General features: G+C 69.6%; 18 protein-coding genes and 3 pseudogenes. 8 read left to right on the top strand and 13 right to left on the bottom strand.

Features of this window, described 5'->3' with window-relative positions:
- Nucleotides 1-307 precede the first annotated feature (307 nt).
- Nucleotides 308-630: pseudogene (locus DLJ59_RS15185) on the top strand (hypothetical protein); the annotation flags it as partial.
- A gap of 475 nt (nucleotides 631-1105) precedes the next feature.
- Here the strand turns inward: DLJ59_RS15185 and DLJ59_RS15180 are convergent.
- Both DLJ59_RS15180 and DLJ59_RS15175 read right to left on the bottom strand, forming a co-directional pair.
- Nucleotides 1106-1304, bottom strand: a pseudogene (locus DLJ59_RS15180) (hypothetical protein); the annotation flags it as partial.
- 608 nt (nucleotides 1305-1912) lie between these two features.
- Nucleotides 1913-2128, bottom strand: a pseudogene (locus tag DLJ59_RS15175) (IS110 family transposase); the annotation flags it as partial.
- A gap of 678 nt (nucleotides 2129-2806) precedes the next feature.
- Between DLJ59_RS15175 and DLJ59_RS15170 the strand changes: the two are divergent.
- Nucleotides 2807-3475 (top strand): DUF421 domain-containing protein, encoded by a 669-nt coding sequence (locus DLJ59_RS15170; RefSeq protein ID WP_158630838.1) that lies wholly within the window; start codon nucleotides 2807-2809, stop codon nucleotides 3473-3475.
- A 49-nt stretch (nucleotides 3476-3524) separates the two neighbouring features.
- Here the strand turns inward: DLJ59_RS15170 and DLJ59_RS15165 are convergent, their stop codons facing one another.
- The gene (locus DLJ59_RS15165) at nucleotides 3525-4391 is read right to left on the bottom strand and encodes a bile acid:sodium symporter family protein (RefSeq protein ID WP_208648702.1); all 867 of its coding nucleotides are present in this window, start codon (nucleotides 4389-4391) and stop codon (nucleotides 3525-3527) included.
- Nucleotides 4392-4400: 9 nt separating this feature from the next.
- A complete protein-coding gene (locus tag DLJ59_RS15160; RefSeq protein ID WP_124773174.1) occupies nucleotides 4401-5801 on the bottom strand; it encodes a sulfatase family protein in 1401 nt (466 codons plus the stop codon).
- Nucleotides 5802-6003: 202 nt separating this feature from the next.
- Here DLJ59_RS15160 and DLJ59_RS15155 point away from each other — a divergent pair, with 202 nt between their 5' ends.
- Together DLJ59_RS15155 and DLJ59_RS15150 are read left to right on the top strand one after the other, a co-directional pair.
- Nucleotides 6004-6465, top strand: a complete 462-nt coding sequence (locus tag DLJ59_RS15155; protein WP_124773172.1) for a DUF6328 family protein — start codon at nucleotides 6004-6006, stop codon at nucleotides 6463-6465.
- A 122-nt stretch (nucleotides 6466-6587) separates the two neighbouring features.
- Entirely contained in the window at nucleotides 6588-6821 is a 234-nt protein-coding gene (locus DLJ59_RS15150) for a hypothetical protein (RefSeq protein WP_089020012.1), read from the top strand.
- Nucleotides 6822-7141: 320 nt separating this feature from the next.
- Here the strand turns inward: DLJ59_RS15150 and DLJ59_RS37420 are convergent, their stop codons facing one another.
- The 9 genes from DLJ59_RS37420 to DLJ59_RS15100 form a co-directional block, all read right to left on the bottom strand.
- Entirely contained in the window at nucleotides 7142-7768 is a 627-nt protein-coding gene (locus DLJ59_RS37420; RefSeq protein WP_244236042.1) for a DNA cytosine methyltransferase, read from the bottom strand.
- Nucleotides 7769-8019: 251 nt separating this feature from the next.
- Nucleotides 8020-9066, bottom strand: a complete 1047-nt coding sequence (locus DLJ59_RS15135) for a serine/threonine protein phosphatase (RefSeq protein WP_124773170.1) — start codon at nucleotides 9064-9066, stop codon at nucleotides 8020-8022.
- A gap of 311 nt (nucleotides 9067-9377) precedes the next feature.
- Nucleotides 9378-10553, bottom strand: a complete 1176-nt coding sequence (locus tag DLJ59_RS37415; protein ID WP_244236034.1) for a hypothetical protein — start codon at nucleotides 10551-10553, stop codon at nucleotides 9378-9380.
- A 1098-nt stretch (nucleotides 10554-11651) separates the two neighbouring features.
- Complete coding sequence (locus DLJ59_RS15125; protein WP_167493858.1) at nucleotides 11652-11963, bottom strand: helix-turn-helix domain-containing protein; 312 nt, start codon at nucleotides 11961-11963, stop codon at nucleotides 11652-11654.
- Between the two features lie 5 nt (nucleotides 11964-11968).
- Entirely contained in the window at nucleotides 11969-13084 is a 1116-nt protein-coding gene (locus DLJ59_RS15120; protein WP_124773166.1) for a tyrosine-type recombinase/integrase, read from the bottom strand.
- A 150-nt stretch (nucleotides 13085-13234) separates the two neighbouring features.
- Complete coding sequence (locus tag DLJ59_RS15115; RefSeq protein WP_244236033.1) at nucleotides 13235-13504, bottom strand: DNA cytosine methyltransferase; 270 nt, start codon at nucleotides 13502-13504, stop codon at nucleotides 13235-13237.
- A complete protein-coding gene (locus DLJ59_RS15110) occupies nucleotides 13501-14367 on the bottom strand; it encodes a hypothetical protein (RefSeq protein ID WP_124773164.1) in 867 nt (288 codons plus the stop codon). Before DLJ59_RS15110 ends, DLJ59_RS15115 begins: the two co-directional genes overlap by 4 nt.
- Nucleotides 14364-15347, bottom strand: coding sequence for a TRM11 family SAM-dependent methyltransferase (locus DLJ59_RS15105; RefSeq protein WP_124773162.1), 984 nt, complete (start codon nucleotides 15345-15347; stop codon nucleotides 14364-14366). Before DLJ59_RS15105 ends, DLJ59_RS15110 begins: the two co-directional genes overlap by 4 nt.
- Nucleotides 15340-16269: a hypothetical protein gene (locus DLJ59_RS15100; protein WP_124773160.1), complete on the bottom strand. Its 930-nt coding sequence runs from the start codon at nucleotides 16267-16269 to the stop codon at nucleotides 15340-15342. The genes DLJ59_RS15105 and DLJ59_RS15100 overlap by 8 nt, the downstream gene beginning before the upstream one ends.
- Before the next feature lie 834 nt (nucleotides 16270-17103).
- On the opposite strand from DLJ59_RS15100, the gene DLJ59_RS15095 reads away from it, so the two are divergent.
- The 4 genes from DLJ59_RS15095 to DLJ59_RS15080 form a co-directional block, all read left to right on the top strand.
- Nucleotides 17104-17982, top strand: a complete 879-nt coding sequence (locus DLJ59_RS15095; RefSeq protein WP_124773158.1) for a hypothetical protein — start codon at nucleotides 17104-17106, stop codon at nucleotides 17980-17982.
- A 737-nt stretch (nucleotides 17983-18719) separates the two neighbouring features.
- The gene (locus DLJ59_RS15090; protein ID WP_124773156.1) at nucleotides 18720-19100 is read left to right on the top strand and encodes a pilin; all 381 of its coding nucleotides are present in this window, start codon (nucleotides 18720-18722) and stop codon (nucleotides 19098-19100) included.
- A 5-nt stretch (nucleotides 19101-19105) separates the two neighbouring features.
- Complete coding sequence (locus tag DLJ59_RS15085) at nucleotides 19106-20020, top strand: hypothetical protein (protein ID WP_124773154.1); 915 nt, start codon at nucleotides 19106-19108, stop codon at nucleotides 20018-20020.
- Nucleotides 20017-20777: PrgI family protein (locus DLJ59_RS15080; protein WP_425271425.1), on the top strand; the 761-nt coding region annotated here is incomplete at its 3' end. The genes DLJ59_RS15085 and DLJ59_RS15080, both read left to right, overlap by 4 nt.

The raw sequence follows: 20777 nt of genomic DNA, 5'->3' as shown, positions 1-20777 counted from the left end.
GGGTCTCTGCCCGCGCCAACCGGCAACCCCTCGCGCAGCGTGATGCCCTGCGGTACTCGGCGTCCTTACGTCCCCACCCGATTGGCGTCGGCGAAGACCACGATGTCGGCGACGACGATCTTGATCAGGGTGACGGTGATTGCCTCTTGTGATTCCGGAATCGGGGACGTGTGCACGTTGAGGTCGTGTACGAGGTGCCGGGTTGTCCGGCGAACCCGGAACGCGGCCGCCCGCCGGGCTTCGAGATCGTCGATCGCGTAGGACAGATCGCCCAGCGTGCTGGCAAGGTCGTCGAGGTGCGTCGCCGCCAGGCCGGCGGTGGCTCGGCGACGCGGCGGGCGCGTTTCTGCTCTGCGGCTTCGCGGCAGCGCTCGCCGCCTTGAAGGCGGCGACCCGGTCGGGGTGAACCGATGGTTCGAGCGCAACCGAGCGGCGTGCGGGCCGCCGGGCCTCTACACCGAGGAGTATGACGTCGGCCAGCGGCAGTTGCGCGGCAACCTGCCGCAGGCGTTGGTGCATGCGCTGATGCTGGAAACGGCAGTGAGCCTAGGCCAGCCAACTCCTGTCGGGCCGGTTCCTGTACCAGCGCACACCGAGATCGCTGGCGGCGTGGGCGACGCGGACCCCTGAGGAATGCTGCCGGCGGGTGCCGGGTGGCTGCCTCGCCGGAGCGTCACGGCCGGCGGGCTCGGCGCAGCCGGAGTTCGGCCGGTGCCCGCGGCCGCTCACGCCTCACCGGTGCCAGCCACCGAACGCAGCGTGGCTGCACAACTGGACGGTGCCGGCCACCGCATGCAATTCCGGCCCAACCGCGGCCGCGTACCGGTTGGCCTGAAGGGATGGCCGCGAACTCGTCGCCGGGGCCGACCCTTGATTGGCTGTCTCCTTGCCTGACCCACTCGGCACTCGGGCGAGATTTGTACGCTATGGCGATCAGTCCCGTCGGGTAACTGAGGGTTTGTCCGCCCTGGTGCGCGCTGTCTGGATCCGGCCGGTGCCGGTTCGCCGCGTGGATCGACGCAAGGAGGCGGATCAGCGGTTGACGGAACTCGGAACGAGGAGTGCCCGACGACGAGGACGTGAATCGGTTGCGGGAGCAGGCCGTCACCTGGGTGCGGCAGCTGAACCCGTCGGCGAGGAGCACGTCAGTGTCCGCGGCGTCCCGCACGGCCGGCAGCAGAACTCGCTCGGCGCATGCCTCGGATACCTCGTAGTGTCCCTGTTCGAAACCGAAGTTGCCGGCCAGGCCGCAGCAGCCAGAGCAGGACGTCGGGCTGCACCCCGGCTGCGCGGAGCACGGCCTCGGAGTCCGGCTCGGCATCCTGATGAAAAAGTTACGAGCTTAAGGTTCCACCCATCTGCACCTGGTTCTCATCCTCGGTTTCGGCGCGGGTGGTGGCGGTGGGCAAGGCCTACTTACCGTGCCGGTAGCCCCGGAACTCGTACCGGTACAGTCCGGAGCCGTCAGCGTCGGGTCTCCCGCTCGCCGCGTCGATCAATAGCTCATAGACCATCGAGGTGCCTCTCCGCTGATGTGATCGCCCAGCGAGGTCTCCGGTGGCCGTCCCTGGAGTCGGCTCGACGTAGGTCGACGGCAGGTCCTGCTGAATCCGGCGGGTACCGTCGAGGGGCCCGCCCTGGAACTCTGCGATGACCGGCTGGTCCATGTGGTCAGTGTTGCATGTCGGCGTGACCGCGCAGACCCTTCGGCGGTATAACCGCCGCTCGGCAGGCGAACTGTCCTGCTGCCTGATCTCGTGTGCCGAATGCTATTGCTTGGCCGGCCCGCCCTGCGGCCAACAAGCGGAGCGGTGCCTGGATCCCGTGGCTGACGGACTCGCTGGAGGTCGGCGTTGACCTGGCCACGAGACACCTGGCCGGCTTCACCGAACACCACACCCTCGACAATCGCCCGTAGCGCCGCGACCAGCAGGCCGCGCGGTGTCTCGATCGCTACCGGGATCGGGGCGTCCGCGCTGTCGCCCGCCGCGGCCAACATGTCCACGAGCTGGGCGGATCCTTCGACGGTCTCGTGGAGGCGTTTCTTGGCCACGAGGTTGCCGTCTTGGTCGACCAGGGCCACATCGTGATGCCGCTCAGCCCAGTCGATACCGCAGTACACCTGCACCTGTACTCCTTCGCGTGTCGGAGCTGGTTCGGATCCCTGGCGGGAACGCGCGGCGCCCTGATACGAGACTCAATGGTCTTCCCTCCGATTGAGCCGTTCGCGATCCCAGCGACCCGCGCGGCTCCCGTCTCGCGTCAGAGCTCAAGGGCTCGCCTGTAGCGAGGTGTGTGCCGAGCCGGGCGGGCTCGAACCATGATCAGCATCGCTGTCCCGCCTGTGGTGCTACGACTTGGGCCAGCAGGTCGCCGATCTACCCAGGGATCACGTCCCGTGCTGTCCCACAGACGTCACCCGCTGGCCCAAGCGGCGCTGGAGCGCACCACGCGCGGTCTTGACGAAGGACTCGATGGTCCCGGCATTACCAGGCGTCGACGTGCCAAGTTACAAGCAGTGGCCCCGCCGTGCTCGTCTACGCGGAGGTCTCCGCAGACCCTGTCACATCCCAGGCGTCGACGGGCCGCTGCCGAACGACATCCATCCAGCCGCAGACGTCGTTTGCTCTTTATCAGCTGTCTCAGCCAGCCAAATATTGAATCTTGAGTGATGCTGACCGTCGGGGTGTCCGTTAGCGGAACCTGGAGGCGACCCGACAGGTTCTGCTCGACCTCGGGGTGCCGGCCGAACGGATCTACCTCGACCGGGGCTCGCCGCAGTGCGGCCTGGCGGCACCCCCTGGTGGTGTCCACGGCAAACGTCGCTTCACGCCGCCGCGGCCCCGGCAGTGTCCAGTATTCTCGGATTGATCCTGATTATCGCGGTTCAGGCGAGGCTGGAGGTGCCGGTCAGATGATTGAGTTTTTGCGGTCCCTGGTCGGTATCGGCGCGGACAATCTCAATCCCGGTCAGATGGCGCTGCGGGCGGTCCTGACCTTCGTGGTGGCGGTGATCATCGTCCGTCTGGGCCACAAGCGGCTGTTCGGTAAGGGGACGGCGTTCGACCTGGTCGTGGCGATCATGTTCGGCTCCGTGATGAGCCGCGCCATCACGAACACCTTGGGGCTGCTCGCGATCTGGCTGGCCGGTTTCGTGCTTGTCATGTTGCATCGGCTGATGGCGGCCCTCGCGTACCGCCTCGACTGGTTCGGTCCGCTCGTCAAGGGGCATCCGGTGCTGCTGGTCAAGGACGGGCAGGCCGATCCTGCCGCGCTGCGCGACGCGCACATCTCCCGGATGGATCTCGACCAGGCGCTGCACGAGACGGGCAGCGAAAACGATCTCTCCCGGGTGCGGCTCGCCTACCTCGAACGGGACGGCACGATCAGCGTGATCCCGCGCCACGAGCGGCCCCGGATCCTCGAGGTGAGCCTCGACAAGGACGTTCAGGTGGTGCGGATCGCGCTGGAGTGACGCACCGGCGCTCCGCACGCCTGGTTCGAGCGTGGGCGCACAAGGCGGCTCAACCGTTCGGGGTGGCGGGGGCGGACTCACTGCGGCGCAGCACTGCTGCCGCAGGGAAGAGCAGCGCGAAGCCGGCGAGTGACGCCGCGATCACCATGACCAGGGTGTCGTTGTCGGCGAAGCCCTGGGTGGCCATCACCGTCGCCGCGGAGATGTTGCGCTGCGCGGTGCCGAGCCCGAGCACCTCGCGGGCATTGCGGTCTTTGCCGCCGAGCAGGAAACCAATGACGAACGCGCCGACGATCAGCAGCACGGGCGCCACGATCGCGCCCGTCGTGAACAGCTCGATGATCGTCGGGATGTTGGCCAGCGTGGTACCCGCGACGAGCACCACCAGCGCGACAGTGGAAGCGTGGCGGACGACCGGCGTCGACCGCCGGGCCAGCGCGGGCCAGCGCGCGTGGACCAGCAGGCCCACGGCGAGGGGCAGCAGCATGGTGAGGACCAGCGGCACCGCGAGGGCGACGGCGGAGACGTCCGCCTCGGGCAGGACCCGGGGCACGACGATCGGCGCGTACAGGACGGTGAGGGGTAGCAGCAGCACCAGCAGCGTGGCGCTGAGCGCGACCTCGGCCTTGGCCAGTGCGGTCAGTTTGATCAGGAACGGTGCGCCGGCGGCCATCGCGACCAGGACGAGCCCGGCCTCCAGCGGGCGCTCGAGCGGCCAGAGCCGGACGATGGCGAGCCCGAGGAGGGGGACCAGGACGAAGTTGGCCAGCAGCGCCCGCAGCAACTTCGACACGTCCCGCAGTGGGCTGAGGATCTCCCGGGCCGAGTGGACGAACCCGACCGAGAGCATCGACGTCACGGCGAACACCAGGACCGCCAGGTTCGCCAGCCCGGACAGGACATCGCGCAGCATCATCACACCACCTCAGTCCGGCTCGCTGTGCTCGGCCGTCGTCGCCGGCACGCCGGGGTGTTCCGGCGGGAAGGTCAGCAGCTCGGCGTCGATCCGCGTCCAGGTCGTGCGCAGGTCGTCCAGCAGTTCGGGATGGTGGTCGGCGATGTCCGCCTGCTCACGGCCGTCGACCGTCACGTCGTACAGCAGGTGGAAGGGACCGGGGCGGCGCGGCCAGTTGCCCAGCACCGAGCGGTCTCGGCGGTCGAACAGGTACTTGTACCGGCCGCGGCGCAATGCTCCCTGGTTGGAGGTACGCCAGAACAAGTCGTGCTCGGGGAAGTCGACCCCGTCGACCAGCCACGGCAACAGGTTCACCCCGTCCAACGGATAGCCCTCGTCCGGCGCCGTCCCCCCGGCGTCGAGCAGCATCGCGGTCAGGTCCAGGGTGTGAACCGGTTCGTCGGTGACCTGGCCGCCGGCCACGGCGGCCGGCCAGCGCAGGATCAGCGGCACCCGGATGCCGCCCTCGGCGAGGTCACCCTTCTCGCCCACGAGCGGCCAGTTCTTCGACCACCGCTCACCGCCGTTGTCGGAGGTGAAGACCACGATGGTCTGCTCGGCGCGTCCGGCCTCGGCGAGCGCGGCGAGCACCCTGCCGATGCCCGCGTCCATCTCCTGCACGAGCTCGGCGTACTTCGCCAGCGAGCCTTCGTCGGGGTGGATCAGGGGGGTGGGCACCGACTGCCGACTGAACCTGCGCCGGATCTCCGCACCGACGTCGCGGTCGCCAGGGCCCTCCCAGGGCCAGTGCGGCGCGGTGTAGTTGAGCTGCACGTAGAACGGGCCGGTGCGGTCCGCGGCGACGAACTCGGCCGCGCGGTCGGAGATCAACGACGTGTAGTAGCCGGCCTCCTCCACCGGGGTCTCTCCCTCGTACAGGTCGGCCTCGCCCGTGGTGTTGAGGTGCTCGAAGTAGTCGATCGCCCCGTCGAAGTTGCCGTAGAAGCTTTGGAAGCCGATGCGCAGTGGGCTGTACCAGGGCAACCACCCGCAGTGCCACTTGCCGAACATGGCCGTCTCGTAGCCGGCGGCGAGCAGCAACGACGACAGGGTCGGCTGGTCGGCGGGGATCCCGTTGCCCTCCGCGCGCGTGGTCAGTGGCTCCTCCAGGCCCGCCTGCAGCCGGGTGGGGTAGCGCCCGGTGTACAGCCCGATGCGCGTCGACGAGCACCACGGCGAGCATGCGTAGCCGTGCCGGAACAGCAGGCCCTCCCCGGCCAGCCGGTCGAGGTTGGGGGTACGGATCTCCGTGGAGCCGTAACAGCCGAGATCCGCCCAACCCAGATCGTCGGCCAGGATGAAGAGGATGTTGGGCGGCTCGGGCGGCCGACCTCCGCCCGCCACCGTCCCCGTGCCACCTGCCGTCGCCATGCCCCCCTATACCTGTTCTTCGCGGCACCTAACGTCCCGCCGCACCGCAGATGCGGGCGCGGCCTGCGGCCCCGACTCCCGCGACGTCCGGAACCAGGCCGGCAACCCTCGAACACCAGCGCCCCGGCCCGCGCCGTTCTACCATCGGGTACCGGTCCTGCCCTTGACGACCGAACCGGACGGGACGGGAGGTGGGAATGCCATGGCCAGGGAGACCGAGAAGAAGCGCCTGGAGCGCAACTTCACCGACGAGTTGAAGGAGCTGCGCGTCGCACAGACGGGCGTGCAGATCCTCTTCGCCTTCCTGCTCACCCTGCCGTTCACCGCCGGATTCCCGCACGTGACCCCGTTCCAGCGCGACGCGTACCTCGTTGCGCTGGTGTCCGCCGCCGCCGCGACCGCCCTGATCATCGCGCCGGTCGCGATGCACTCGGCACTGTTCCGCCGCGGCCGCAAGTCCGAGCTGGTCCGATACGCGCACCGCGTGTCCACCGGCGCCCTGGGCTTCCTGCTGATCGCCATGGCCAGCGCGGTGCTGCTGATCACCGACTACGTGCTCCCCCGCGGCGTCGCCCTGCTCCTGTCCGCCATCACCGCGCTGGCCTTCCTGCTGCTCTGGGTGGGCCTGCCGCTCACCCGACGCGACTGGGGACGGGCGAGGTAACCGAACCCGCACCCCCGCGCCGGCAGCTTTCGGAGGGGTACCGGCACGGCCAGCTAACCGCCCGCCCCACGGGGATTCAGGTTAGAGTCCTGTCACCGCAGGTACGGATAGCGTGGGCGTGAGTGGTGAGCCACCGCTGCTGGCTGGTCAGCGGCAGCGTGAGGAAGCGGGATTTCGCCTGCTGCTGCTCGGGGGTCGGGGTCACGTGGCACGAACAGGCTGTCGTCGCCGACGGCCCAGGCGACGAGGAGTTGCGCCATGGGCCCGGCCGTAGTTTCCAGCCCGCAATCAACGGCAACGCTGGTCAACCGATCGGCGGCACGAGCGACACCGCCGCCCTGCGGTACCGGCTCTGACCAGCGTTGTCGGTGATTTTTCGCTGATTACTACTGGGACGCCTGGTGATCCCTGCGCCGCCCTGGCACTGATCGCCAACGCGGTCAGCGGTGGTCCAGGGCCTTGCTCATCGCGATACCGCAGCTGGGGGTTGGCGCCGGGCGCAGCATCTCCAGCCCGAATACCCGCTGCCGTCTGCCAGCGCAGGCAGGTCCCGCTGCCGGTATGGCAACTCCGCATCGGCCGACGCTGCTCCGCCAGAGTGCGGTACATCCAATCGGCGCGCCCCTGGGGCGGAGCAGGCGGGGCGCGTGGCCGGCCGACGGTCGGGTGGGAGCGTTCAGTGGCCGGCGGCGGCACGGCGAACCAGGTGGCGTGCCTCGTCGCGTCGGACCCCGGTGGCCCGCAGCAGCTCGTTGGCGACGGTACGCAGCTGGGAGACCACGATCGTTCCGGAGAAGCGGATCTCCTGCCGGCACGCCTCCCCGGCGAGCCGCACCGCCGACAGCACCCGATGGCGGGCCTGGACTGGTTGCTTGCCGGCCAGGAATTCCCGGTGCAGCAGCCGCACTGCCGCGCCGTACTCTTCGATGGCGGCGGGTAGGTCCGGTGGCACCGGTACGGCGTCGCGTAGCGCGTGCCAGCGCGGCGGACCAGGGTCCGGGCGTGGCGGTACCGCACCCGACAGTGGTATCACCTCACGCTCCCCGCGTGATCTGCACCACAAGGGCACTCGACTGTCCAGATAAAGCAGGAACAACCGGTCGCGTCGGTGGGCGGCGCCGATGTCGGATGCTCTTAGGCACAGCCAGCTCGTGTCGTACCCGATCGAGGCCAGGTCGGCTTCGACGACGTCGAGTCCGCGTCGGAGGAGGGCGGCGACGTTCTCCACGAAGACGAGCGGCGGTCGAAGTACGCGAACGGCGTGGGCGACGCAGGTCCAGACGCTGGAGTGCTCGCCGCCAATGCCGGCGCGGACTGGTGCAACGCACGTATTCGTGACCGGTCGTATTCGTCCGCGTCCCGGGCCAGCAGTGTCGGCCTACGGCTTCGAGTGCAGAGCCGGGTACGCCACCGAGTACACGGCAGCTATCGGCATCTGCGAGTGTGGCTGCGGCTCGCTGCCGAGCTTGCTCTGCAACGATCAACTACCGTCAGTCATGCTGGTCGACCCGGCGGCGTCCGGATCTAGCCGATGTGAGTGCAAAATTCCCTTGCTCAACTTGCCCGATCCGCAACGATCTGGACTGTGTTCTCGTTGCCGGGATACTCGGCCTGAAGGTCGCCGTCAAACAAGCGCCAGCAGAAGTCGTTCATCCGGGCGGCGGCGGGGGCATGTCTGGCGATGATTTCCCCTATGGGCGGCGGCAGGTCCGGTGGGATATCGCCGGCCGCGCATCGGCGCACGAACTGGTTGCGTGCGACGGGACCGCTGCCGACCGGCACGGGCACCCCGCATACTGAGGTGACAAGCCAGTTCACCAACCGCATTGAGGCATAGTCGGCATCGTGACCAGCATTGCGGGCAGCGAAGTGGCGCTCGGCGTCCGACAGGTCGAAGCGCGGCGAGGTGGCGAGCCCGAAGTCGACGAGGTAGAGCCGCTTCTTGTCGGCCCGGATGTTGCCGAAGTGTCCGTCCAAGTGCAGCATCTCGCGGTGACGCAGGAACGCCACTATCTCAAACAGTTGCCGCTCGACCGCCGCGGCTCTGCCGACCGGGTCGCTCAGCCAGCGAGGCAGTTCGTCGGGGAGATGTTCGAGGAACAGTACGAGGCTCGCGGTGGCGCCCGCCAGCGCTTCGAACCGCGCACGCACGGCCTGGTGACCGCCGAACTGGGCGACGACGGCGTCGATGTCGAGGTGCTCAGCCGCGACCGGCGGGCGACCGGGCAGCACCCGCCAGTGGTGCAGTAACGGGAACGATTCCGCCTCGCCAGCGAGTACGCCCTCAGTGACGCTCTGGTTCGCGGCTAGCTCGCGCCACGCGCCGAAGCCCGGGCCAGCAAGGCGGTACATGCCGTATTGCCAATGGACTGGCATCCCGAACAGGTTCGCGGTGCTGTGCGGATGAGCCAGCTCTCGGTCGGTGATCGGGACCCGCTTGACGAACACGGGCACACCGTCGATGTCGGCGATCGAAGAGCTGCCGCCCACGCCCACACCCTTGAGTGACGCGTCCCGCACCAACGCTGCCAGTTCACCATCAGTGCGGCCGGCCAGCAGCGCCGCGACGTCGTCATGGCGGGAACGTCGCGTGAGGAACATCGCTGCATCATGCCATCGAGCGACAGCCCTTTGACACGGTGCGAAGCGGTCTCCTTCAGGCAAGTTGATGGGCCCGATTGGACAGTGACGATTCTGGACGGGTTCGGAAGAACGCTGGCAGGGCGCTATGACAACTCCCTGTAATGCCGCGATTCGGGCGACGGCCCACGTCCACCGGTTACTCATCGTAAGCAACGGACGTGCGTCGCTGGGGCGACCGGCGCCGCAAGGTCCCCAGCGCCACTCGCCCAGGCATCTGCACATTTGGCGTACCTGGCTCCGCACCGGCACCCGTACGCCGACAAGCAGGGCTATGTCGTGTCGGTTCGGGCTTGGAGGTAGTGGGTCCAGTCGCGGCTGGTGAGGCGGTTCCACTTGTGGGTGGTGCTGGCGCTCATGCCGAGGAGGTCGGCGAGCACGGCGGCGGGGATGTCAGCGGCGAGGTCGAGCATGGCGGCGTTGCGGCCGAGGTGGGCTGTGATCCCGTTGCGGGTGAGGGTTCGGCTGAGTGCTTGCAGGGTGATCGGTGTGGTGGCTGGCCGGCCGGGGAAGAGCAGGTGCGGCTCGTGGTTGGAGAGGGCTGGACGGCCGCGGTCGTTGATGAGCTTGGCGACGATCGCCGCGACCTTCGGTGGCAGCGGGATTGGTTGCTTGCCGAACGTGATGCCGGTTGGGACGTCTTTGCTGAAGGTGACGTCGGTCGTGGTCAGGTAGAGCACGCGTGTGAGTGCGATGCCGAAGAGTAGGACCAGGGCGCCGGCGACGCGGGCTTTGGTGGGCATCGTGGTGTCGACGATGCATCGGCGCAGCTGCGTCCAGCGCTGCTCGTCGGTGAGGAAGCGGCTGGGCATGCTGGAGGGCCGGTTGGGAACGTCGAGCGCGGTGGTCAGGCGACGTTGGTTGGTCCATTTGATGAATGGTCGTAGGTGCCGAGCAGCTGGTCCGGTGTCGATCCATTCGTCGATGTGCTGCTGGTTGATCGTTGGCAGGGTGAGGTTGTGCGTGTCGAGCCAGGCGAGGAACGCGGCGGCGGTATGGATGTAGCGGCGGTCTTTGGCTGCGGCCTGGACGGTGCGCGGACCGAATTGGTGTGAGCGGCGCCGGGCGCGGTGCAGCACGTGCCAGAGGCCGAACGGTTGCACGAGCTGACGGTGCTCGGGGGGTAGCTCGGTGAGGGTCTGGTTGAGCCAGGTCCGGGTGCGCTCGAGATGCTCGTCGCGGGTCGGGAGCACGTCGGCGAGGACGAGCAGTTTGCGGAGGTAGTGCAGGTGCTGGACGGCGGGGAGCTCGTCGAGGAGTTCGTGGCTGAGGTCGTCGGGGTGGGCGGCGAGGAAGGCGAAGAGTGTGCGGGTGCGGGGCCGGCGGATCCAGGTGAGGACGGATTCGGGGCGGTCGGTGTTGGTCAGTGCGGCGTGCAGCGGTCGCAGCTGGGCCGCGATCGTGCCGTGATCATCGGTGAGGAGGTCGCTGACGCGTTCGTCGAGCACGCACCAGGCGCAGCGCTGGTCGGCGTAGGTGTGGCCGGGGCGTCCGCATCCGGTGCAGGTGTAGTCGCGTGCTCCGGCGCACGGGCCGCAGATCCGAGCGCCGCCGGCGTCGGTGCCGGTGAGGACTCGGGTCTCGGCGCAAGTTCGGGCAGCGCGCTGGGTGTTTGCGGATGGTGTTGTAGCAGGACGAGCAGACCGGGCCGATCGGCCAGACGGCTTGAACGGTGCGCCGTCGTTGGCAGCCGGCGCACTGGCGCAGTGGACGTGGAAGGCAGCCCTCGCAACGGAACCCGCCGTGAGGCGTCTTGCGGCCGGGGCGGAATCGCCCGCATCGGCTGCAGGTGCCTTCCGCGCCGCGGTAGCAGCCGTTGCACAGATCTGGCTGGTCCGTGGTCGCGCGCCGGTCGATGAGGCGTGAGCGCCCGCATCGGCCGCAGACACGTCGTGGGCGATGCCGTTCGCGGTAGCAGGCCGGACATACCGGTCCGATATCGGTGATCTTCTGGGTCCGTGCGAGCGCGCCGCAGTCGGTGCAGGCACGCAAAGGCCTGCCCTGAGCCTGGCAGCGTAGACAGCGCAGCGAACCGTCGTCCTTGCAGATGATCAGACGCTGGACCCGGCCGCAGCGCGTGCACGGGCCGACCCGCTCCGGGTCAGGATTGCGGCGCCGGCAGTTGCCGCAAATCCCGGTCTGCGTGCCGGCGTGCGTGATCCGCTTGATCTCCTTGCAGATCTCGCACCGGCGAACGTAACGCCGGTGCGAGCACGGAGTGCAGATCCGTCCGTCGTCCTGCCGATGCGACAACACGCGCGTTCGCCGGCCGCACGCGGCGCAGGCAGTTGCTGGAAGGTCGTAGCCCTCGACGTCGAGGATCGCGAACAGCTTCAGCAGCTGCAGCGGGCCGCTGCGGGCGGGAGTGATCCCGTGCGCGCTGAGGTGATCCTCCAGGGCCCAGAGCGACACCGGGGCCGTGACTCGCGCGGCCTCCATCGCCGCGTGAGCCGTGCTCGCGGTCAGCCCGGGGACCAGGGCGGTCAGCCGGGCGACGACCCGGTCAGCGAGGAAAGGGTCAGGCTCCCGGCGTTGGCGGATGCGGGTCACGGCGCCGGCTCTGGGCGGCGGATGGTGCTGCGCCGCGCGGTCGGCGCCGGCCCGCCTGCCGTCGCTGTCTTCCGGGTGCGTTCCTCGGTCGCCTCGACCTCGATGAGGTCGTTGGGCTGGCAGCCCAGGATGTCGCACAACGCGGCGAGCGTCTCCATGCTCAACCGTTGTGGCGGCTGGGTCACCAGCCGGAACACCTGCTCACGTGACAGATGAACGCCTCGTTCGACCAGCAGTGGCACCAACTCGGTGGTCGCGAACATGCCCCGTTCGGCCATGCGCAGCCGCAGCTGCCAACGGATCCCCATCGTCTTCACGCGCGTTCCCGCCCCCAGAGATCATCCTTGTGCTGCTCCAACTTGCGGTTGATCAAGCGGGTCCGGTACTCGTCGGAAACGCCGCTGTAGATGGCGGTGGTCGAGGCGTAGGCATGCCCGACCTGGTCCTGCACGAACTTCTCCGGATAGCCGAACTCGATCAAGTGCGTGACGTAGCTGTGCCGCAGGCAGTGCAGGTCCAGCTCCTGCGGCAAGCCGGCGAGGTCGCGCACCTCGGCGAAGGCGAAGTTCAGGCGGCGCAACGACATCCGGCCGCTCCGCTCGGTCACCCACAGCGCTGGATGGGCCTGGCCAATGATCCGCGGCCGGACCTCGCTGGAATACTGGTCCAGCACCGGCACGATCCAGTCCATCTCCGGGACGGTCAGCACGGTGCGCCGCTTGGGTGGACTGCCTCGCGACGACTTGCCCCACCGCACGAACACCCCACCGAACTGCCCCATCTGCTTGGCCTTCGGGTTGTGGCGGAAGTCCGACTCGTCCAGCCCGCACGCCTCAGCCCGGCGCAGCCCGAAGGCATACACCGTCTTGAGCATCGCCGTGTCGCGCAACGCCGCGAAGACGCCCTTGCGCTGATGCGTACGGATCTGTTCGACACGGCCGTCGGCCGCGTCGAACAGCGCCTGCACCTCGTCGTAGGTGAGCGGCCGCCGACCCGGCTGACCGTCGAACTCCGTCACGTGCACGATCGAGTTCCACTCGTGCAGGATCTGCGTCGGCGCCCGACCGAACCGCTGCAAGCACTCGCCCACCCAGCCGTAGCGGGCGTCGGTGACGAAGTCGCAGAACATCCGCAACGTTGTCTGGTAGCTCCTCGCCGTCGACACGGTGATAGGCCGCGGACCAGCCGACCGCAGGTGATCGAAGAACGCCTCGACCTCGGCCGACTCCCACTCCCACGGATACTGGTTCGTGTACCGGTGAAACCGACGCACCATCAACACCCGCCCCGCGATCGTCGACGCCTTCAGAAACCGCGTGCGCTGCTGACGCTGCCAGCCCTCCAACATCGCGTCGAAGACCGCGGTCGCCGGATCGAGATACGCCACCCCGGACGCCAACGTCAGGTGCACTGCTCCAGTCAGATCCACCGCCCGCTCCACGTTGCGCTTAACGCAACATCGATGCGCCGGTTACGCAGCCCGCGCGGCGGACCCGAACGAGCATGCAACCCTGCCAGAATGTCCGCACCGCCGCGCTGAGACCGAAAGGTCGAATGGTTGCATCAGAAGCAACTCGGCCTATTCCTTGCCGGCGTTGGAGATGTCCTGGCACGGGAATCCGGCGGTGAGGATGTCGACGGGCTCGACGTGGGTCCAGTCGACGGTGCGGATGTCGCCGAGGTTGGGCACGCCGGGCCAGTGGTGGGCGCAGACGGTGCGGGCGTGGCGGTCGGTTTCGGCGTACCAGGTGAGCTGGCCGCCGAGCACCAGCTCGACGGCCATGTCGAGGCCGCCGTAGCCGGTGCACAGCGATCCGATGCGGGGGGTGGTGGTGTGGGCAATGCTCACGCCACCTCCCCGCGCCCGGCGTCGCCTGTCACCGGCTCGCCGTGTGGGCAGGACCAGGGGCCACAGCCGGGCGCTTCTGTGGGTTGAGGACGTGGCCGCAGCTGTACCTCGTCGAGCGGCACTCGCTGTCTGTGCAGGAAGAACTGGCCGCGCATGGGGTGTCCGTCCGCGTTGGCCCGGGCGGAGCCGTTGCGGATGGACCGGTCGAAGGCGACGGCGTCCGCCCACTCCTGCGGGCTGTGCTCGCGCAGGGCGAACCAGAAGCCGTCGTCGTGGAAGGGGCATCCCACGCACGACGACTTCGGGGTGTCCGCGAGGCCGTGCTCGGCCAGGAAGCGTAGGCAGTCGGTGCGTCGCCAGCCGACGTCGAGCAGCGGGTGCACGTTGTGCATGTAGGCCACGTCAGAGTCGCGGGCTCGACCGATCTCGTCGAGGCTGATCCCGATCGCGACCTCTGCCCGGACCCCTGCCGGGACGCGCCTCGGGTGGGGGTAGTCCAGTCGGCGCCGCACCTCAGCCTTGATGGGTTTGATCTTGTATTCGGAGGTGCACTGCCGGCGGGCCATACCCCGCTCACCGTTGGGGCCGAGGGTGAACAGGGGCATGGAGGCGAACCGGTGGCGTGGGTCGAGCGCGTCAGCTCGGATGTCACCGGCGCTGACGCGCACCACCTCGATTCCGGCCTGTTCGGCGATGCCGGTCAGGCGGTCCAGGTGCCGGTAGACCGCTGCCGGTTCCCAGGCGGTATCGGCGAAGATCGCCGCGGTGAACCCGGGGATCGTGCCCTGGGCGGCGAGCAGCAGGAGCGTGGAGCTCTGCACGCCGGCGCCCAGGGACAGGTAGCGGTGAGTGGGTGGGCTCACGCGACCACCCCGGATCCGTCCTCAGGCGTGCGCGTCTTCGTGAAGATCAGAACGTCTTCGTGGGCGATGAGGTGCATCGGCACCCCGGACGTGCGGGCCTTGCGGACCTGTTGGAGTTGGAAGAACGACGGGCGGGCGACGAGCTGCCCGTGTCGGACGGCGGCGAGGAGGGCGACGCACCGCTCGGTCGGCACGAGTCCGGCGCGCAGGCCGGCGGCGATGACGGCGCTGGGCAGGTCGACCAGCTCGCCGCGTTTGCGCCACGGGCGGGCGGTGACCACGACGGCGCCGCCGGGTCGTAGCAGGGTGGTGCAGCCGCGCAGGATCTGGGCGAACCCGTCGGTGAGGCCGGTCAGGTCGCGGTAGGCGAGGTTGCCTCTGTCCTCGCCGTCGTTGTACCGGTCGTCGTACTTGACGACCCCGTGCTCGCCTGGGCGGACGAGGCCGTGGACGGTCGGCCCGTACGGCGGTGAGGTGACCACGAGCGCCACCTGTCCGTTGAGGGCCGTCGGCACCAGCGACATCAGCCGGGTCGCGTCGCCGCGGATGACCGACGCGCGTCCGCTGGCGCCCTGGTCGTGGGCGTGGCGGATGTTGGCGTCGGCGATGTTCGACCATTGCGGCTCGTATTCGATGCCGAAGGCGTCGCGGCCGGCGTGGACGGCCTCGACCAGGGTGGTGCCGATGCCGCACATCGGGTCCAGGACCAGATCGCCGGGCTGGGTGTAGGCGGCGATCGCGTGGGCGGCGATCGCGGGCAGCATCCGGGCGGGATGCTTGACCGATTCCGGCACGTACCGGCCGCGTCGCTGGACGGGGCCGGTCGACTGAGCGGTAGCCCAGACGGACAGGCTGCTCGCCTCGGCGCGGTGGCGGCCTTCGTAGTCGCGGTGCCGGCCCGGGTGATCCCTGCCGACGGCGGGGCTATCGGTGTCCGGCTCGCTCGCGCCGAAGGATCCCGCAGTGGTGTGCTCAGCCATTGCGCTCACCACCGTCGCGGCCACGGCGCCGTCCCACGCCAGCGGCGGGAGTCGAGGGCGGGGTGAAGACCATCAGGTCGGCGTGCACCCGCAAGTGGGCGACCGACCATTGCTCGGGGTTGGCGTGGGCCAGGGTGAGCAGCTCCTCATCCGTGCCGAAGTAGTTGAATTGGTCGCCGTCGGTGTCGGCCTCGACGGCGACGATGTGCTGCAGGTAGCCCAGTCCCGCTGCGGAGGCGGCGGCCACAAGCGGTCCGAAGTCCTCCGGCGTGGGCTGCGTGCCGGCGGGGACGCCGACGACGAGGACGAGGCAGCCGCCGGGGCGCAGTAGCCGCGCGCAGGCAGCGAGGAGCCAGGCGAGGCGGACCCGGGCGGTCGTGCCGGCCTCGTGCAGCGGCCAGGAGGCGACCACCAGGCTGATGGCCGCGTCCAGCGGCCCGTCGTGGGGCGGCCGGATGACCGTGGCGTCGGCGCCGGGCAGGTCGGGGTCGGTGAGGTCGTCGCCGAACCAGTCGACCAACTCGGGCGGGTCCTGCGCGTCGCCGGCCTCCGGCTCGGGCGCGGTGAGCGGGTTGGTTTCGGTCGTGGGTGCCGGCGGGCCGGCGGTGGCGGGTCCGATGATCAGGCTGGAGCTGTCGGTGAACCAGGCGCGGTGGTGCTGGCGGCCGCCCTGGGCGCAGATGGGTGCGAGGACGTGTTCGGTGGTGAGGTCGGCCACCGCCTCCCCGGGCCGGCTGTAGGCGGCGACGAGGCGGTAGGCCAGACGGGTGGGCAGGATGGTGTGCGGGTCGGCGTCGGTACGGGCCGTGCGCCAGACCGTGATCGGTACCGGCGGGTCGCCGGCGATCAGGTCGATGAGAGTGGCGTCGGCCGGCTCGCTGTGGTCGGCCTGCGGGTGTGGGTGCGGCGGGTGCTCGCTCATGTGCTGTCGGCTCCGCGCCGCGCCGTGAAGCGCTGACATCCCCAAACCGGGTTTTGTGAGCCTCCGCGAACACTTGCCGAACCCACAACCGCTCACAACGCTCGGCCCGGCAGCGGATTGTCCCGATCTCCGTCGTCCTGCCTGGTGCGCGGGACGTGGCGGCAGCCATCGGCAGGCGCCCTACCGCGACGGGACCGGCTTCGTCCCTACTCCCTTCTGACAGTGGCGTTGGGTCACTGACAGAAGGCGCTGACGGTGCCGACGTCGGTCAAGAAGAACGCTTCGAGCGTCGACGTGGACATGAGCCTCGACCGGCACTGTGAGAGGTTGCCGAGCGTCGTGTGCCGGGCCGTTGTCATCGGCGCGGCGTCGCCTGTCACAGGGTGCGGGATGTCCAGCGGTGACAGCCCGCCCGCGACTGTCACGGGTACGTCGGCAGTTCGCGCGGGACGTCCCCGGCGAGCGGTGACAGTGGCGCTGTGAGCCGACCCGGTTGTCACAACGGGCCGCGCGTGTCCCTGTGAGGTCGTCCCGCCGTCTCGCGGGTCACGACGTGAGCCTGTGCCACCACCTCCGAACAGCGCGGTCACAGGCTCTGTCAGGGTGTCACAGGGCAGGCCAACTGACCCTTGTCAGACTCATGCCCATGATCAGCGGCGATGGCGCGCCGTGCGGGCGAGCCACTGACAGAGGCCCAGGCCGAGGGCGACGAACAGTGCCGTGAGCAGCTCTGTCAGTACCCTGTGAGCCCTCTGTGGCGCAATCGATGCCACCGATCGCCGTGACAACGCCGGCGACGGCATTCGCATCCTTCGCTGTCACAGGAGTGTTGACATGAGCGCGCCCGACGCTACGAACTGGCCGACGTCCGCCCTCGACGCGGCGGCGACCGCCTACGCCGCGCTGACCTGCGAGCCCGCGCCGCTGACCCTCGACTGCACGGCGTTCTTCTCCGACGCGCGTCTGCCGCAGCCGGTGATGCCGCTGCCCGCGCTGCGGGACTGGCTGTTGCGACACCCCCGCGCCTACACGGCGCGTGACGAGGTGTGGCGGGAGCTGATCCGACGCGCCCGGCTCGACGGGCCGCACTGGGTCGTCGCCGCGGTCGGCATGGCGATGCCGGCGCTGCAGCAGTACGCGGCCCACCTGGGCGAGGGCTACACCGGCGACCCTGCCGATATCGACGCCGAGATCCTGACCGGGTTCCTGACCGCGCTTCGCGACCGGGCGGACCTGACCAAACCCGCGCCGTACGCGAGCCTGTGCAAGGCGGCGTGGCGAGCCGGGCGGGACCTGCGGCTGCAGCAGCATCAGTGCCTGCCGGTGCAGGATATCGAGCACCTCGCCCTCGGTTCCCGCACCCCGCCGGTGCCGTACGGGCATCCGGATCTCCTGGTCCGACGCGCGGTGACCCTCGGGATCCTCGACCCCGAGGACGAGCAGCCCTACATCGACGTGCGGCTCGGTCGACGGGCGATCGAGCCCATAGCCGCGAGGAATGGCGTCAGCGTCGACGCCCTGCGCATGCGGCTGTCACGCATCGACAGCCGCGTCGCCGAGGCCCTCGCCGACGGGCTACTGACCGGGGTCGCGTCGCCGGAGACCACGGCGCGACTGCGGCGGCAGGCCGAGCAGCGCGGTCGGCGCCGCGCGGGACGTGCCGCGGCCGCCCGCCGCGAAGCCGCCCGGCAGCATGCTGCGGCAGCCGCCTGACAGCCCACCGGCACGGCTGTGGCCCGACGTACCGCGTCGGGCCACAGCCGTTTCCGCGTGCCGAGCACCGGTCCCCAGTAGAGGTGCTCGGGAGGCACCCCGCTGCGCTGGCAGCAGAGTGACGAGAGAACCGGCGCAGGATTGCCAGCCGACCTGCCCCCGCCGTCACCTTCTGCCGCGCGGGCGCCGCTCGGCCGTCCCCTCGGCTCCGACGATCAGAAGCTGTCCGTCACCGTCTGGAGCACCCGGAAGGGGCGAACCGACGCGGCCGCGTCAAGCGCTGTGAGCGCCAACGGCACTCACACCGCCCCACAGACAGCCCGTCTCGGTCCGGCTGTGAATCCTCGCCCGCGGGCCGCGCGATCGGCGGTCAAAAGGTCCTGACCTGCGCTATGAGCCGTGCCCGGACCGGGGTGAGCGCGGCGAGTGTTCGCCAGGGCTCACAAATCCCGGTTTGGGGGTGCGGGACCTTTCGAGCTGTACCGCTCGCCGGTCCCGTCCGCCGCCGGGCGACACGAGCAGCCGCGATCCGCGCGCCTCGGGTGCCGCGCCAGTTGATGCGCTGACACCACATTGATGACCGCACCCACCCATGAGGGAGGACGAGCTCCTCCCGGGGCTCACGCGGTCGGTGCTGCCTGCGTGCACCGGGCGGCGGTCCCATCGGACCGCTTCGAGCAATCGCCGCCCCCGGTCACGCCTGTTCGTGGCCGGGGGGCGGCGGGAGGTGAACCGCAATGTCCCGCACCCCACAGCACACTCTCCGAATCCCGCGAGTCGTTCGTCTCGCGCTCCGTGCGGCCGTACCGCTGGTCGGCGTCGGCCTCTCACTCGCCGCCCCTGCCGCCGCGTTCGCCGATCCGGGCGCCGCCGTCTACCTGGCGGCGAACTCCCTGCCGGTGGTGATCGCCAACCTGCAGGCCTGGGTCATGGGCATCCTGGCCGCCATCGCCACCCTCTTCCTCGTCTTGGCCGGCGTGTACTGGGCCACCGCCGGTGGTGACCCGTCGCAGGTCGAGAAAGCCAAGCTCGCCCTGCGCAACGCGCTGCTCGGCTACGGCCTGGCCGTTCTGGCCCCGATTCTGCTGCAGGTCGTCCGGGGCATCGTGGGGGGCTGATCGTCATGGGATGGGTCCTCGACCATGTTCTTGATTGGCTCACCACGGCGATCCTGGCCTGCCTCAACGCGATCTTCGACCTCATCACCGGCATTCTGCTCACCACCCCGAAGGTCACCGTGCTGCCTCAGGTGCAGGCGCTCACCGGCCGGTCGGTCTGGATCGTGGACACCGTCTTCGTGTTGGCGTTCGTCGCCGCCGGCGTGCTCGTCATGGTCGCCGGCGGCGACGAACAATCCCGGTACACGGTCAAGGACCTCCTACCGCGGCTGGTCGTCGGGTTCACCGCGGCGCACTTCTCTCAGTTGGCCTGCGACCAGCTCATCGATCTCGCAAACGCCCTGACCGCGGCGATCAGCGAGGGCGGCTACGACGGCGACGGCGCGTTCACCGCGATCCGCACCCACCTCGCGGCGGCACAGGACCGCACCGTTCCGCTGTTGTTCCTGATCCTGATCCTGCTCATCACCGTCTTGGTCGTGACGGCGGCGTTTCAGCTGATCGGCCGGTTCGTGGCGCTGCTGGTGATGACGAGCATCGCGCCGCTGGCGCTGGCCTGCCACGCGCTGCCGCAGACCGATGCCCTGGCCCGCCTGTGGTGGCGCGCCTACGCCGGATGCCTGGCGATACCCGTGGCGCAGGCGTTCTTCCTCACCGCGGGGCAGCAGACACTGCTCGACCCGGCGACCATGCTGCCCGTGTTCGGCCTGCCCGTCGACCCGGGCGGCACGCTGAACCTCCTGGTCGTGGTGGTGCTGCTGTGGACCACCGTCAAGATCCCCACATTGTTGGCCCGCTGGGCGGGCCAGAACGGACGTAGCACGAGCACCATGCTCGGCGCGGTGGTCCGCGTCGTCGTGGTGCAGCAGTTCGCCCGCACCGTCCCCGGCCTGAACACCCTTCGGAGGAGCATCAGATGACCCGGCCTGATCCCGAAGCGCCGATGAGGGCACGGATGCCCGCCGACGTCGACGCCCCCGACAAGGTCGCCTACGGGCTGACGTTCCACCAGCTGGCGGTCGTCGCCGCCGGCGCGCTCTGCTTCTACGCCGCGTGGCGCACGCTGCACGGCGTTGTGCCGGCGCCGGTGTTCATCGGTGCTGGTGTGGTGCTCGGCGGGCTGGTCATCGGCCTGGCGCTGGGCCGCCGAGACGGCCTGTCGATGGATGTGTGGCTGCTGCACGCGATCCGCTACACGCGCACACCCCGGTCACTGTCCACCGCCACCGTCGCGGAGGACACCGGGACGCCGGATTGGGTCGAGACCCCCACCAGCGGCCGGGTGGCGCTGCCGGCGCCGTTGCGGCTGCCCGCCGACGCCATCGACGACGACGGGGAGATCAGCCTCGGTGGCGCGCGGGCGGCGATCGTCGGCACCACCACGGTGAACCTCGCGCTGCGCACACCCGGCGAACAGGCGGCCCTGATCGAGGGGTGGGGGCGGTGGCTCAACAGCCTGTCGACGCCGACGCAGATCGTCGTGTCCGCGCAACCGGTTGACCTGGCCTCCCACAGCCGGGCTCTCGCCGCCGCCGTGGACGCCCAGCCGCATCCGCGGCTGCGGGAGGCGTGCGCTGATCACGCGGAGTTCCTCGGTGACCTCGCCGCCCGGCGGGACCCGCTGCGTCGGCAGGTCCTGGTCGTCACCCGCGCGGCGGCCGGCGAGCGCGCGCATGG

It is taken from the genome of Micromonospora inaquosa, from assembly GCF_003857055.1.
GTDB lineage: Bacteria > Actinomycetota > Actinomycetes > Mycobacteriales > Micromonosporaceae > Micromonospora > Micromonospora inaquosa.
The sequence above is the reverse complement of the archived record's forward strand: the minus strand, read 5'-3'. Positions and strand labels throughout refer to the sequence as shown.

Excerpts from the sequence above, each read along its gene's own strand:
- DLJ59_RS15165 (WP_208648702.1), bottom strand. The coding sequence starts at position 4,391 with ATGATGCTGCGCGATGTCCTGTCCGGGCTGGCGAACCTGGCGGTCCTG.
- DLJ59_RS15160 (WP_124773174.1), bottom strand. The coding sequence starts at position 5,801 with ATGGCGACGGCAGGTGGCACGGGGACGGTGGCGGGCGGAGGTCGGCCG.
- DLJ59_RS15155 (WP_124773172.1), top strand. The coding sequence starts at position 6,004 with ATGGCCAGGGAGACCGAGAAGAAGCGCCTGGAGCGCAACTTCACCGAC.
- DLJ59_RS15135 (WP_124773170.1), bottom strand. The coding sequence starts at position 9,066 with ATGTTCCTCACGCGACGTTCCCGCCATGACGACGTCGCGGCGCTGCTG.
- DLJ59_RS15125 (WP_167493858.1), bottom strand. The coding sequence starts at position 11,963 with ATGGGGATCCGTTGGCAGCTGCGGCTGCGCATGGCCGAACGGGGCATG.
- DLJ59_RS15105 (WP_124773162.1), bottom strand. The coding sequence starts at position 15,347 with ATGGCTGAGCACACCACTGCGGGATCCTTCGGCGCGAGCGAGCCGGAC.
- DLJ59_RS15100 (WP_124773160.1), bottom strand. The coding sequence starts at position 16,269 with ATGAGCGAGCACCCGCCGCACCCACACCCGCAGGCCGACCACAGCGAG.
- DLJ59_RS15095 (WP_124773158.1), top strand. The coding sequence starts at position 17,104 with ATGAGCGCGCCCGACGCTACGAACTGGCCGACGTCCGCCCTCGACGCG.
- DLJ59_RS15090 (WP_124773156.1), top strand. The coding sequence starts at position 18,720 with ATGTCCCGCACCCCACAGCACACTCTCCGAATCCCGCGAGTCGTTCGT.
- DLJ59_RS15085 (WP_124773154.1), top strand. The coding sequence starts at position 19,106 with ATGGGATGGGTCCTCGACCATGTTCTTGATTGGCTCACCACGGCGATC.